Annotated in this window: 13 protein-coding genes; 7 read left to right on the top strand and 6 right to left on the bottom strand. The window is 46.2% G+C overall.

Annotation, left to right across the window (positions count from 1 at the left end; translation table 11 throughout):
* Window positions 1-4: 4 nt before the first annotated feature.
* Window positions 5-1,261: an asparagine synthetase B gene (locus tag ACHKAR_RS02775; protein ID WP_159580059.1), complete on the bottom strand. Its 1,257-nt coding sequence runs from the start codon at window positions 1,259-1,261 to the stop codon at window positions 5-7.
* 81 nt (window positions 1,262-1,342) lie between these two features.
* On the opposite strand from ACHKAR_RS02775, the gene ACHKAR_RS02770 reads away from it, so the two are divergent.
* Window positions 1,343-2,578 (top strand): ABC transporter permease, encoded by a 1,236-nt coding sequence (locus ACHKAR_RS02770; RefSeq protein ID WP_159580057.1) that lies wholly within the window; start codon window positions 1,343-1,345, stop codon window positions 2,576-2,578.
* Window positions 2,579-2,587: 9 nt separating this feature from the next.
* Complete coding sequence (locus ACHKAR_RS02765; RefSeq protein ID WP_159580055.1) at window positions 2,588-3,112, top strand: adenine phosphoribosyltransferase; 525 nt, start codon at window positions 2,588-2,590, stop codon at window positions 3,110-3,112.
* Between the two features lie 40 nt (window positions 3,113-3,152).
* On the opposite strand, the gene ACHKAR_RS02760 is transcribed toward ACHKAR_RS02765, so the two are convergent.
* Complete coding sequence (locus ACHKAR_RS02760) at window positions 3,153-3,506, bottom strand: hypothetical protein (RefSeq protein WP_395416077.1); 354 nt, start codon at window positions 3,504-3,506, stop codon at window positions 3,153-3,155.
* Window positions 3,503-4,753, bottom strand: a complete 1,251-nt coding sequence (locus ACHKAR_RS02755) for a sterol desaturase family protein (protein ID WP_395416076.1) — start codon at window positions 4,751-4,753, stop codon at window positions 3,503-3,505. The genes ACHKAR_RS02760 and ACHKAR_RS02755 overlap by 4 nt, the downstream gene beginning before the upstream one ends.
* Before the next feature lie 125 nt (window positions 4,754-4,878).
* Here ACHKAR_RS02755 and ACHKAR_RS02750 point away from each other — a divergent pair, with 125 nt between their 5' ends.
* Window positions 4,879-5,556 carry a hypothetical protein gene (locus ACHKAR_RS02750; protein WP_395416075.1) on the top strand — a complete coding sequence of 226 codons (678 nt, stop codon included), beginning with the start codon at window positions 4,879-4,881 and terminating at the stop codon, window positions 5,554-5,556.
* Window positions 5,557-5,561: 5 nt separating this feature from the next.
* On the opposite strand, the gene ACHKAR_RS02745 is transcribed toward ACHKAR_RS02750, so the two are convergent.
* The 3 genes from ACHKAR_RS02745 to ACHKAR_RS02735 all read right to left on the bottom strand — a co-directional run bounded on the left by ACHKAR_RS02745 (window position 5,562) and on the right by ACHKAR_RS02735 (window position 7,386).
* A complete protein-coding gene (locus ACHKAR_RS02745) occupies window positions 5,562-6,236 on the bottom strand; it encodes a DUF2293 domain-containing protein (RefSeq protein WP_395416074.1) in 675 nt (224 codons plus the stop codon).
* A 62-nt stretch (window positions 6,237-6,298) separates the two neighbouring features.
* A complete protein-coding gene (locus tag ACHKAR_RS02740) occupies window positions 6,299-6,910 on the bottom strand; it encodes a hypothetical protein (protein ID WP_395416073.1) in 612 nt (203 codons plus the stop codon).
* A complete protein-coding gene (locus ACHKAR_RS02735; RefSeq protein WP_395416072.1) occupies window positions 6,898-7,386 on the bottom strand; it encodes an RNA polymerase sigma factor in 489 nt (162 codons plus the stop codon). Before ACHKAR_RS02735 ends, ACHKAR_RS02740 begins: the two co-directional genes overlap by 13 nt.
* An 80-nt stretch (window positions 7,387-7,466) precedes the next feature.
* On the opposite strand from ACHKAR_RS02735, the gene ACHKAR_RS02730 reads away from it, so the two are divergent.
* The 4 genes from ACHKAR_RS02730 to ACHKAR_RS02715 all read left to right on the top strand — a co-directional run bounded on the left by ACHKAR_RS02730 (window position 7,467) and on the right by ACHKAR_RS02715 (window position 12,149).
* On the top strand, window positions 7,467-7,889 hold the full coding sequence (locus ACHKAR_RS02730; RefSeq protein ID WP_395416071.1) for a hypothetical protein: 423 nt from the start codon (window positions 7,467-7,469) through the stop codon (window positions 7,887-7,889).
* A 154-nt stretch (window positions 7,890-8,043) separates the two neighbouring features.
* Window positions 8,044-9,921: a DNA topoisomerase IV subunit B gene (locus ACHKAR_RS02725; protein ID WP_159580039.1), complete on the top strand. Its 1,878-nt coding sequence runs from the start codon at window positions 8,044-8,046 to the stop codon at window positions 9,919-9,921.
* A gap of 28 nt (window positions 9,922-9,949) precedes the next feature.
* A complete protein-coding gene (locus tag ACHKAR_RS02720) occupies window positions 9,950-11,167 on the top strand; it encodes an alpha/beta hydrolase family protein (protein ID WP_395416070.1) in 1,218 nt (405 codons plus the stop codon).
* A gap of 1 nt (window position 11,168) precedes the next feature.
* A complete protein-coding gene (locus tag ACHKAR_RS02715; RefSeq protein WP_395416069.1) occupies window positions 11,169-12,149 on the top strand; it encodes a DUF1028 domain-containing protein in 981 nt (326 codons plus the stop codon).
* Window positions 12,150-12,244: the final 95 nt, after the last annotated feature.

Below are 12,244 nucleotides of genomic sequence, written 5' to 3'. Positions count from 1 at the left end.
CAAATCAAGTTTTTTGTTTTTTCTTTTTGGCTGCAGGAAAGAGGATATTATTGAGGATAAGCCGATAACCCGGTGAGTTGGGGTGAAGGTTAAGATCTGTTGGCTGTTCATTCACGAAATGTTGGTAATCCTCAGGATCATGTCCGCCGTAGAATGTCCAGAAGCCCTTGCCCATAACTCCATGAATGTATCTTGCTTCGCCCACGGAGCGTGTTTCACCCATTATCACCACATCCGATTTGATAAGAGACTTCCTGAATGAAGTGGTCTGTCCCATAAAGCCTTTGATGATGTGTTCGTGATTTTGGGTCAGCATGGTAGGGATGGGATCCCATTTGGCGGAGAATTCAAAGAGTGAGAAAAAATCCGTTTCCTGCTTCAATCCTCGCTCGCGTGCCTGCATGTCTATGTCAGAGTATTCATACTCATAGGGATTTCTTTCCAGGCGGAAATTCTGAAAGGCCATGGTCTTGTCAAAGTCCAGCTTATTCTGGGCATTAGGGTCCGCAGGGTCACCATCATACATAGATTCCACTATGTCTAACCCCTCTGCAGCCAGGGCTATGTCGTAAGTATCTGTGGCAGAACACATGGCAAAAAGGAAACCACCTCCGGCAACAAACCCATGTATTTTCTTGACTACAGCCAGTTTGAGGTGAGACACTTTGGAGTAGCCATGCTTTCGGGCAGACTCCTCATATTCACGCTGCTGCTGCTGGTACCAGGGGAAGTGCTGGTAGGTGCGGTAAAATTTGCCATACTGACCTGTGAAATCTTCGTGATGGAGGTGGAGCCAGTCGTACTTAGGGAGCTCATTGTACATGATCTCATCATCGAAGATCACGTCGTAGGGAATCTCTGCATAGGTCAGCACCAGGGTAACGGCATCATCCCAGGGCTGTTTGCTTTTAGGGGAGTACACTGCGATTTTTGGATATTTCTCCAGCTTCATTACGTCCATATTGGAGGCCGGGCTGGCGATCTCATTCAGGATTTGGTTGGCCTGTGCATCAGAAATAATCTCATAGGATACATTTCGGATGACACATTCATTTTCGATACTTTGGAGGTGCTTGACCATAAAACTACCTCCGCGATAATTCAGCAACCAGTCGGCTGGCACCTCCTGGGTCAACATCCAGTAAGTAATTCCGTATGCCTTTAGGTGATCGGTCTGTGTTTCATCCATGGGAATGAGGATGTAGGCACATTTGGCCTGAAAGCCAACAAAAAGGATTAGAATCAGAAAGAGTTTACGCATCCCACTATCAAAATTTAATACTGCAACAGTCATTCATAAAGCATAGTTCTCACTAACTTTCCAAAGCGATAAAGGTAACCCATGGATCTCAGAGAAAACGTAAAAGAAGGAATAAAATCAGTGATGGCCAATAAGCTCAGAACCTTCCTCACAGCAGCCATTATTGCCATTGGTATCACTTCGCTCGTGGGCATTCTTACGGCCATTGAGGGGATTCAGAGCTCTATTAATGACAGTTTTTCAAATTTGGGCGCCAACACTTTCGATATGGAGAGTGTGCGCAAGAATCGCGGGTCACGCGATGGGAAAGAGGCCAAGGTATTCCCACCACTTACCTATGAGGACCTGATGAGGTTTAAAGAGAAATTCACGGCCGGCGTGGTGAGCGTAAATGCCTACGTGTCCTTTGCTGCGGAGATCAAACGCGGATCCAAGAAGACTAATCCGAACTCACGCGTGCAGGGTGGTGATGATAACTACCTGCTGGTAGATGGTTATGACATTAAGGAGGGCCGTGGCTTCTCGCAAATAGAGGTGCAGAATGGCGCCATGGTAGTGATCATTGGCTCGGAGATTAAAAGTGCTCTGTTTGAAAAGGATGAAGACCCTATCAATAAGGAGATCAAGTTTATGGGTTCCAAATTTAAAGTGGTGGGCTTACTCGGTGCTCAGGGGGGTACCGGCGGCAATGGAAGTGTGGATCGTATGTGTTTGGTACCAACACTAACTGCCAGACGTCTGGCGGCTGGACGTCAGTTGGATTATGAAGCTACTGTGGCTGTATATGACCCCACCCAGATGGATGCAGCTACCGGCCTGGCTACAGGACTTATGCGTGCCATTCGGCGCGACCCTGTTAAGGAGGAAAACTCCTTTCAGGTGACAGTGAATCAGTCATTGGCTGAGCGATTAGGGGAGATTACAGGCTACCTCAAAATAGGAGGGTTCACCATTGGGTTCATCACCCTGCTGGGTGCCTCCATTGGATTGATGAATATTATGCTGGTGTCTGTGACGGAACGAACCCGCGAAATCGGTGTTCGTAAAGCCCTGGGAGCCACGCCATTAAAGATTCGTCAGCAGTTTCTCATAGAAGCCATTGTCATCTGTCAGATGGGAGGTATTGGGGGAATTGTGCTGGGCATTATCATTGGCAATCTTACTTCCAGCCTGATCAGCAGCGGTGGTTTTGTGATCCCCTGGCTGTGGATTGCAGTGGGTGTGATCATCGGTATGACTGTTGGGCTTATCTCTGGATACCTGCCTGCCTATAAAGCTTCCAAACTCGATCCTATCGAGTCATTGAGATTTGAATAACTTAGCCTGATGATTTCAGAAAAACTTTCCAAAGTCATTCGTGACGTTCCTGACTTTCCGAAACCCGGTATCCTGTTTAAAGACATAACCCCCGTACTGGCCAATCCTGAGCTGAGTGCCGAGGTGAGTCAGACCTTCTTTGATTACTGGAGTACCAAAAATGTAGAAGGTGTGGTGGGCATCGAATCCAGAGGGTTTATTTATGGTTTGCAACTTGCCCAGCAATTGGGTGTACCATTTATCCCCGTTAGAAAAGCGGGTAAGCTCCCTTATCAGACCATCAAACATTCCTACGATCTGGAATATGGATCCGCTGAGATAGAAATCCATGTAGACGCTATCACTAAAGGTCAGCGTGTGCTCATTCATGATGACTTGCTGGCCACTGGTGGGACGGCCCTTGCGGCGGCCGAACTGATCAGGAAGATTGGTGGAGAGGTGATTGGTTATTCTTTTTTGGTAGAATTGTCTTTTCTCAAAGGCCAGGAACGCTTGAAAGGCTCCGGTGAAGTGCATTCACTTGTTACGTTTTAGAATTGAAACGTACGTTATACCTGCACATGGATGACGGCTGTTACTCAATTACCATCACTTCCTTCACACGGTCTAGTGCATCAAATTTCACGCTTAGGCGACGAAATGTTCCATTCTCACAGCCTGTGGGTGGGGTAAGGTTATAGTAGAAGAACTTCTGATTTCTGTTGTATAGTTCATGCTCATCAGGTGCGCCTAAGAGCTGCTGGATCTCTGCCTGACCTTCACCGAGTAGTTTTTCCTGCTGTGAAATAAGAAGCTGTACCATGGCCAGGCGATTAGTTTCACAGCTCATCTCAGATTGCCAGACGTCTTTGTCAAATCCCTCTATTTCAGGAATGGAATAACAAGCACTTAATGAGAGGGTTAAAAGGAGAGGAAAGAAGTATTTCATGAGTTGATCACCGACCCAACTGTGTCGGTTGCAGGTTTATATGTAAAGAAAAATGAAATCAAAGCGACCCCTATATAGGTGATTGAAAGGATTATAATGAGGGGATAAGGATAAAGAAAAGCGAAGACCCCTCCGCAAAACAGAATGCGCAGGTATTCCAACCTGCTCCACTCCGGGTGATTGTCCAGCAGCAGTCCAAATTGAGCAACGGACCACACGATTACCAAAGAAAAAATGAGTTTGTTGATCAGTTCCTGATCTGCCAGGGTAAACAGAAAAGCAGAAGTCACCGCCAGTGTAATGATGAACTGAACCAGCACGTAGAGACTCATCCTAAATGCCGGATGTGTGTCATACTTTCGATAGTTCACTTTGTCCACTTCTGGGGCTGACTGATAACCGCCCTGTGCCACAGGCCTCCATCCGGGTTTGTTAAACATTACCCCCAGCTTATTTATAAGACCGGGTGTGCTCCTGAGCTGGCTGGCCATATCTGCATAATGCTGCAGATTGGCCCAAACAGGATTCCAAGTATTGATTGGTTTGGTGATGCCATAAGTAGGTCTTTCTTCTTCCTCTTGAAAAGTGCCAAACATCCGATCCCAAATGATCAGAGATCCCGCATGGTTCTTATCGATGTACTTGGGGTTGCGGCCGTGATGCACCCGGTGATGGGAGGGAGTATTGAAAATGAACTCAATCGGTCGGGGAAGCTTACCAATGGTTTCCGTATGGATCCAAAACTGATAGACTGTATTGAGTGCCAATACTATCAAAAACGTTACAGTATTGAATCCAAGGAATGCGAGAGGTATGTAAAACCAAAAAGTCCAGAGAATCTGAAAGGAGCCCTGACGAAGCGCAACGGAAAAATTATAGTCCTCACTTTGATGGTGAACCACATGTCCACCCCAAAAAAGATTTACTTCATGACTCATCCGGTGCGCCCAGTAGTAGCATAGATCCACTGCCAGGATGAGTAGGGTTACTGACCACCAGGTATTTTCAATGCGGAAAAGGCTCCAGTTTTCGTAAACAAATTGATAAGCTGCTATCGTTGTTACTTTGAAAAAAGCACCCGTAATCTGCTGAGTAATGCCGCACGAGATGTTAGTCACCGCGTCATTGAGGCGGTAAATCTTTTGTTTGTTGAAAAACTGAATCAGGAGCTCTGCCACAATGAGCAGAAAGTAAATGGGGATGGAAAGAATAATGGGGTCAATATTCATGGACCAAAGGTAAAGCATGCTATCCAATCACAGAAATGAATCCGACTGATAGGTACCGGGTGCAAGTACCTGATCTTTTTGCTTCATCTGATCTATTCGAACCCATCTGATCATTAGATTTGACTTCTCAAAAAAGGTCATTCATGGATCAGCTCAAAGCCAATTTGTACCATTTGCCAATCAGTGAGTTAATGGATATGGTTAAACGGGAGTTTCCACATGCGGTCTATGACCTCAAGCGGCATTTGGTAGTACTGAATGATGAACACAATGAATCTTTAGGGTTCATCCGATTGCCCTTGCATCTCACCGTGCGTAAGGACTTTTCCATTCCTGAGCAAGCCGCTTGTGTGCTTTATCTGACAATTGAGTCTGGGAATGCTGCTATTTGCATTATGCATGGCAGCAACAATGTGTATCATACCACATTTTCCGCTTATATGACCCGTAAAAAGCAGGGGTTCAGTCAGATCAAATATTTAAATAAAAAGGGGAAATCGAGAGCCGGATCCAGGGTGAGGCTGGCGGCTACCACAGAGTTTTTCGAGAAGATCAATCTTACCCTCACAGAGCTATTGGAGGCCCATCAAGTTTCACGCGTTGCGCTGAATTGCAATGCAACCCTTATACCTTATTTGTATCAGTCCAGAGTGCTGTTCCCTATTGATAAAAAAGACCCTATTCTCTACAAAATCCCTCTGCACATTCCCCAGTCCAACTTTACGAACCTGGAAGCTGCCATCAGGAAGTTGAGAGCCCCGATGCTATTTTATGATCCGGCTCATGCCGAAAGGATGGAGTTATTCATGCTGAAGGACTGATACAATCAGTTGGTACGCTTCAAAGCCTTCTGGAGTGGGCACTCAGGAGCAATAGGTTCACCCTTTCTGTAGGCTTTCAGGAGCCCTGAAGAGCGCTCCGCAAGTTTCCGGCGCACAGCTCGTCTTTCTCCTTTCACTCTGGCGATTTTCATCCGATCATATTCTGTTGTTTGATGCCGCATCCATGCCGTTACGGCTCTTGAAGCTCTTTCAGAGAGCGGGATCATCTGAGTACGGGCCACTGTACCACTGCCTATCGGAATGGCATGAGCAGTGATTAGTTTGGCCATCTGTGTTTCAAATGCTTTGTATACTTGGTGAAAGTTGAGGAAGTTGATGACTGCCTGCTCAAATTCTGCAGTATATGCTGCCTGCTTTTGATCTCGTGATTTGGCCGCACTGGCTCTCTTCTTGGCATAATCAGGGGTGGAGCGCATGCCTTTTACCTCCTGCTTGGCTCGGGTTATATGGTCCTTTGGTGCCCATATCCCAAGTGATTGCAGGCGTCTTCCTTTCTTGATTTGTATCCGCCAACAGTCTCCGAGAGCAGTCACTTTTCTGGTGACCGCCGCATCTCCAGCAGGTAGAAAACCCCAATCATGGGGAGGCTTTTCAGCTAGTCCATACTCGTTGATGATCTGACCATCAGATCCAGGCCGCATGAGGCGTATTTGATGCATTGGTTTGAGCGTTTGGGCTGCAAACATAGGAGAAGCACCTAAATACTGAACTTAACCGTGCGTTAAATTCCCTTCAATTCTTCGATGGTTTCATCCAATCTATTCAGGTACTGCCCGAAAGCCTTTCGGTTCATCCACCTGGCCAGCCAGTGACCACCAATGGTGAGGAGCAAGATGGTAATGACCAGAAAAACCCAGTGAATGGTTTGGGTCATAATCTGAGCTTCGCGATCGACCAGCTGAAATCCCAGGAAGAACCCACCGGAAATGGAGACAGGGTAGAGGGCCAGGGCAGTAGACTCCTCATACCTGAGCACACGTTTGATACGGTCGCGGTAGGTAGTCAGTCCGTGTAGTACATCCTGAGTCATGTCTACACCTCTGTTGAGTATTTGCAACTCCTGGTAGAGCAATACCGCACCCACGAGATAAGCCACAAAGAGGATGGTGAGCAGGATTTGAGAGGCCAGCGGAAATGCAAAAGGAATACCGCCCCCAATGGCTAATGTGAAAAAGACCGCATATGCCAATTTCTTCTTAACCCCAGATCGTAGCTTTTCTATCACACCCGCGGATTTTACGCTGGTTGTGCCCTTAATTTCTGCCTCAGACAGCTGAGTCAAATCCTTGCTGTCGGAAGTCATTTCTTCCCAGGCTTGCTTTAATTCGTCCATTGGGCTTTTTCGTTAAGTTTTTTCCTCAATGCTTCCTTTATCCGGTGGAGCTTTACGCCCACATTGTTTTTACTCAGGCCGGTGATATCGGCAATTTCTCCATTGTCATAGTCTTCCAGATGGAGTGTTACGATCGTTTTGTCCACATCATTCAGGTTTTTAATGGCTCTCAGGAGCAGTTCTGATCGCTCGGTTTTTTCAGCAGGATGGTGGATGGGTTCTGCCGCTGAATCCAGGCTGGTGGAGGAGATTTTTCGCTTTCTATTGAAAGTAAATACCGTATTAAGGGCCACCCTGTACAGCCAGGTGCTAAACTGGGAGTCTCCCCTGAAACGATCCTTGGCACGCCAGGCCTGTAGCTGGATTTCCTGCTTCAGGTCCCGTTTGTCTTCCGGGTCATCCACGTACAGATACAGGATCTTGTGGATGATCCCGGTATGATTTTGAATTGCTGTTATAAATTCTTTTTCAGTCAAGTGATTGTGCTTGGGGTGACCTACTTTTGTGCAGTTAGTAAGATTTGACATTTGAAAATTACAGCTTCGTTTAATTAAATATGCTTAGAGTCGTTAGTTTCCTCAAGTTACTTTCCATCATTCTTTTCCTGATCATTCTCGTACTGGTATATGCCTACTTACCCATCATGGTCGCATTGGAACCCGATGCAGGTAGTCTGCAGTTGCACAAGGAGACCTTTTTCTATTATGTGGTGGCTGGTTTCGTGATCGTAAACCTTGTGATGCTGGCTTTTCAAAAACTCTTTGAAGGTAAAATTGAAAATGAAGACGTAAAGGCCTGGGTAAGGGGTGGAGCATTTGTGATTAATATTTGCCTGACTCTTCTCGTAGGATTCATTGGGGTACTCAATAACAGTGCACACCTCAACGCCTCCGGCTTTGCCTATTTGAACTACCTGGGACCGGCCCTTATTTTTTCCTGGATTTTAGGATTATTTTATATGATCTATAAAAAGGCCTAAAACTACTTGATCTGCAATATTTTAAGGCTTTTCAATTCATTTAAAGGCTCAAGTCACTACTGATTTTAAGGCCTTTCTAAATCTGTTTTTTTGTATAAATTCCGATTTGAGTTGATCAAATCAATGGTTTAATCATCCGATTTCAAACGCGCGTATGGCAGAAGTACAATATACCGAGGATAGTATCAAGTCGCTAGACTGGAAAGAACACATCAGACTGAGACCCGGGATGTACATTGGGAAACTGGGCGATGGCTCGGCTCACGATGATGGTATTTATGTATTGGTGAAGGAGATCATCGATAATAGTATCGATGAGCACATGATGGGACACGGAAAGACCATCAACATCAAAGTATCTGACCGAAAGGTGGAGGTACGGGATTTTGGCCGTGGGATTCCACTAGGCAAAGTGGTGGACTGTGTGAGTAAAATCAACACCGGTGGAAAATACGATTCCGGCGCTTTCCAGAAGTCTGTAGGACTGAATGGTGTGGGAACCAAGGCCGTCAATGCTTTGAGTTCTTATTTTAGGGTACAGTCGTTCAGAGATGGGGAAACCAAGCTGGCAGAATTCGTAAGAGGTGAAATCACCAATGATGCCAAGGTGGAAAAAACATCGGAGCGCAATGGAACAGCCATTAGTTTCGAGCCAGATGACACGGTATTTAAACATTATCACTTTATACCCGAATACCTCGAGAACTTACTTTGGAACTATGCCTTTCTGAATGCAGGACTCACGATCAATTTCAATGGTAAAAAATACCATTCTGAGAATGGTCTGCTGGACTTACTGAAGCGCAAGACAGATGAAGAAGCCTTGCGATATCCAATCATCCACCTTAAGGGCAATGACATAGAAGTGGCCATGACCCATGCTAATCAGTATGGGGAAGAGTATTACTCTTTTGTGAATGGACAGCACACTACCCAGGGAGGTACACACCTGGCGGCATTTAGGGAAGCAGTAGTGAAGGTCATCAGGGATTTTTACGGAAAAAACTTCGAGGCCTCAGATATCCGGGCATCCATCGTGAGTGCGGTAGCAGTGCGGGTTCAGGAGCCGGTCTTTGAGAGCCAGACCAAGACCAAACTGGGTTCCATTAATGTGGCTGAGGAAGGGCCTACCATGCGAACTTTCATTAATGACTTCCTAAAGAAAGAGCTCGATAACTACCTGCATAGGAATAGTCAGATCGCAGACGCATTGCTCAAGCGCATCCTTCAGTCGGAGCGAGAGCGGAAAGAAATTGCCGGTATCAAGAAACTGGCCAATGAACGGGCCAAAAAAGCCAATCTTCACAATAAGAAGCTAAGAGATTGTCGCATTCACTATGACGACAAAAAAGGCTCAGATGAGTTGCTGGAGAAGACCATGGTATTTATCACCGAGGGAGACAGTGCCAGCGGATCCATCACCAAGTCAAGAGACGTACAAACTCAGGCGGTTTTTAGTTTGAGAGGTAAGCCTTTCAACTGCTTTGGGCAAACCAAAAAGGTGGTGTATGAAAATGAGGAGTTTAACCTCCTGCAACATGCACTCAACATAGAAGACGGTCTGGAAGGACTGAGGTATAGAAAGATCGTGATTGCCACGGATGCCGATGTGGATGGTATGCACATCCGATTACTGCTGTTGACTTACTTCCTTCAGTTTTTCCCTGAGTTGGTTAGAAATAACCACGTCTATATTCTGGAAACCCCACTTTTCAGGGTGAGAAATAAAAAGGAGACCATCTACTGCTATAGTGATGAGGAGCGTAAGGCAGCCATCGAAAAATTAGGAAATAAACCCGAGATCACTCGATTCAAAGGATTGGGAGAGATTTCGCCCGAGGAGTTTGGTGGTTTCATAGGGGAGGACATCCGACTGGAGCCTGTTATCCTTCAGAAGGATACCAAGATCAAGGATCTGCTGAGGTTTTACATGGGTAAAAACACCCCTGATCGTCAGGAGTTTATCATCGACAAACTCCGCATAGAAAAGGATGTGGTAGACAAGGAATCAGACGCACCTATTTTGGTATAGAACTTTTAAAGTCAGGATGATGAAGGAGATGAAATTATGGATATTGGGAGGTGGCCTCGGGATGCTGATGCTCCTGGGAAGTTGCAAGGATGAGGATGTCACTCCTAAGGAAGAAAAAGTAGAGGCATCTCCGCAGACACTCGTAGAAGCCACCCGCATATTTTCACGACCTGCCGGGGATCTGCGTGCCTTCATCTCATTGTCCGGTTTGGACGTGGATGTAAACCTGATGGTTCATGATGTGACCTTGTATAAAATCACTTATAAGACTGATTATAAAGGGGATTCCATCACCGCCTCGGCAGTGATTATGCTACCTAATACGGAGGATACGGTGTCTACAGTCAGCTTCCAGCACGGTACCATTGCTTCGGAGGCTGAGGCCCCAACCAATCTGGAGCTTTCAGATGGTCAAATCATTTTTGCTTCGGCATTGGCTAGTACAGGGCTTGTGGTGATCCTGCCAGACTTCATCGGTTTTGGAGCATCAGGCGATCTCATGCATCCATACTATGTGGAAGACCTTACGGCCACTTCTGTTGTCAATGGTATTTACGCTTCCAGGCAGCTGGTGGCAGATTTGGAAATGTCCATTGATGATGAATTGTACCTGGCTGGTTATTCTCAGGGCGGTTATGCTACCATGGCTACACACAAGTATGTCGAGGAAGTGGGTATGGCGTACTATGACCTGAAAGCATCTTTCCCATCTTCCGGTGGGTATGATGTCAAAGCCTTTCAGGAATACTTCTTTACCCTTGATACCTATCATCAGCCTTTTTTCCTGGCTTATGTGGCCTATGCTTACAAGACGACTTATGATTGGAATCAGGAGTTGAATGTGTTCTTTAATGAACCTTATGCTGCCGCCATTTCAGGATATTTTGATGGATCCAAGAGTGGAAGTGAGATCAATGCACTCTTGAGCGACGAGCTTTCAGTATTGTTAAACCCCCAATTTATTGCGGGTGTTGATATGCCGGCATACGCTTTTGTGAAAGAGGCTTTTCTTGAAAATAGCCTGACAGACTGGACACCTACGATTCCGATGTTTATGTATCATGGGGATGCAGATATTACAGTTCCTTATCAAAATTCGGTAGATGTGTATGCAAAACTCATTGCCAATGGAGCTTCTGCTGATGTGGTTTCATTCACCACATTGTCGGGAGGCACTCATGGCACGGGTGTGGGTCCTTATATTGAGCATTTTGCGAGTGAAATATTCAGATTAGAAAATGACTGAGATGAGAAAAATTGTTCTGAGTTGTATTTCCCTGATGGTGTTTTGGGTGGCTAACGCACAGTATAATAAAGAGCATCCGTTAGTTCATACTTACTCCATCGTGGCATACGATCCTGAGACAGGGGATTTGGGTGTTGCGGTTCAGTCTCATTGGTTTTCGGTGGGCACCGTGGTTACCTGGGCCGAAGCTGGAGTAGGGGCCATAGCTACCCAGTCCTTTTCCAATCCTGCTTTTGGTCCGCAAGGCCTTGCGCTTTTAAAGACCGGGTTGAATGCTGAGCAGGTGTTGGAGGCTTTGATCAAAAGTGATGAAGGAGAAGCCTACCGTCAGCTTGGGATTGTGGATGCAAGCGGTTTGGCAGCTTCCCATACGGGAGCTAAAAACATTCCGGCTGCAGGACACCTGGTTGGGGAAAACTTTGCCGTACAGGCTAACCTGATGGATAATGACAAGGTTTGGCCGGCAATGGCAGAAGCGTATAAGAATGCCAAAGGACCCCTGGCCGAGAGGCTGATTGTCGCTTTGGAAGCGGCACAAGCTGCCGGAGGAGACATCAGAGGTAAGCAATCAGCGGCAGTATTGGTGGTTTCGGGGCAGCCTACAGGAAAACTATGGTTGGATCGTAAAGTAGACATTCGGGTGGATGACCATGCAGAGCCTTTGGTGGAAATCAGGCGTCTATGGGAGGTGCATCAGGCTTACGAATATATGAATAAGGGCGACCTGGCTGTGGAAGCAGGGGATTTTGTGGCTGCGAGCGAGCTATATGAGAAAGCGGAAGACATGTTTCCTGATAACCTGGAAATGCAATACTGGCATGCCATCAACCTGGCTAATACTAACAAAATGAGTGAGGCACTTCCCATGTTCAAATCTATTTTCAAAAAGGACGAACACTGGCGGACGCTCACCCCCCGACTGATTAAAAATGGTGTATTGAACGTTTCGGATGACCAACTCCAGGCAATATTGGCACAGTGACGTCAGTGAAGATTGTAGGTCGGGACATACATCCAATAGAATGATTTTAAGCAGATAAGAAACTCCCCGAGGGAGTTGATAAAATGAAATAAAGA

Origin of the sequence: Marinoscillum luteum (assembly GCF_044005705.1) — a bacterium.
Taxonomy (GTDB): domain Bacteria; phylum Bacteroidota; class Bacteroidia; order Cytophagales; family Cyclobacteriaceae; genus Marinoscillum; species Marinoscillum luteum.
The sequence above is the reverse complement of the archived record's forward strand: the minus strand, read 5'-3'. Positions and strand labels throughout refer to the sequence as shown.

Coding starts and splice junctions, on each gene's coding strand:
- ACHKAR_RS02775 (WP_159580059.1), bottom strand. CDS start 1,261: ATGCGTAAACTCTTTCTGATTCTAATCCTTTTTGTTGGCTTTCAGGCC.
- ACHKAR_RS02770 (WP_159580057.1), top strand. CDS start 1,343: ATGGATCTCAGAGAAAACGTAAAAGAAGGAATAAAATCAGTGATGGCC.
- ACHKAR_RS02765 (WP_159580055.1), top strand. CDS start 2,588: ATGATTTCAGAAAAACTTTCCAAAGTCATTCGTGACGTTCCTGACTTT.
- ACHKAR_RS02760 (WP_395416077.1), bottom strand. CDS start 3,506: ATGAAATACTTCTTTCCTCTCCTTTTAACCCTCTCATTAAGTGCTTGT.
- ACHKAR_RS02755 (WP_395416076.1), bottom strand. CDS start 4,753: ATGCTTTACCTTTGGTCCATGAATATTGACCCCATTATTCTTTCCATC.
- ACHKAR_RS02750 (WP_395416075.1), top strand. CDS start 4,879: ATGGATCAGCTCAAAGCCAATTTGTACCATTTGCCAATCAGTGAGTTA.
- ACHKAR_RS02745 (WP_395416074.1), bottom strand. CDS start 6,236: ATGCATCAAATACGCCTCATGCGGCCTGGATCTGATGGTCAGATCATC.
- ACHKAR_RS02740 (WP_395416073.1), bottom strand. CDS start 6,910: ATGGACGAATTAAAGCAAGCCTGGGAAGAAATGACTTCCGACAGCAAG.
- ACHKAR_RS02730 (WP_395416071.1), top strand. CDS start 7,467: ATGCTTAGAGTCGTTAGTTTCCTCAAGTTACTTTCCATCATTCTTTTC.
- ACHKAR_RS02725 (WP_159580039.1), top strand. CDS start 8,044: ATGGCAGAAGTACAATATACCGAGGATAGTATCAAGTCGCTAGACTGG.
- ACHKAR_RS02720 (WP_395416070.1), top strand. CDS start 9,950: ATGAAATTATGGATATTGGGAGGTGGCCTCGGGATGCTGATGCTCCTG.
- ACHKAR_RS02715 (WP_395416069.1), top strand. CDS start 11,169: ATGAGAAAAATTGTTCTGAGTTGTATTTCCCTGATGGTGTTTTGGGTG.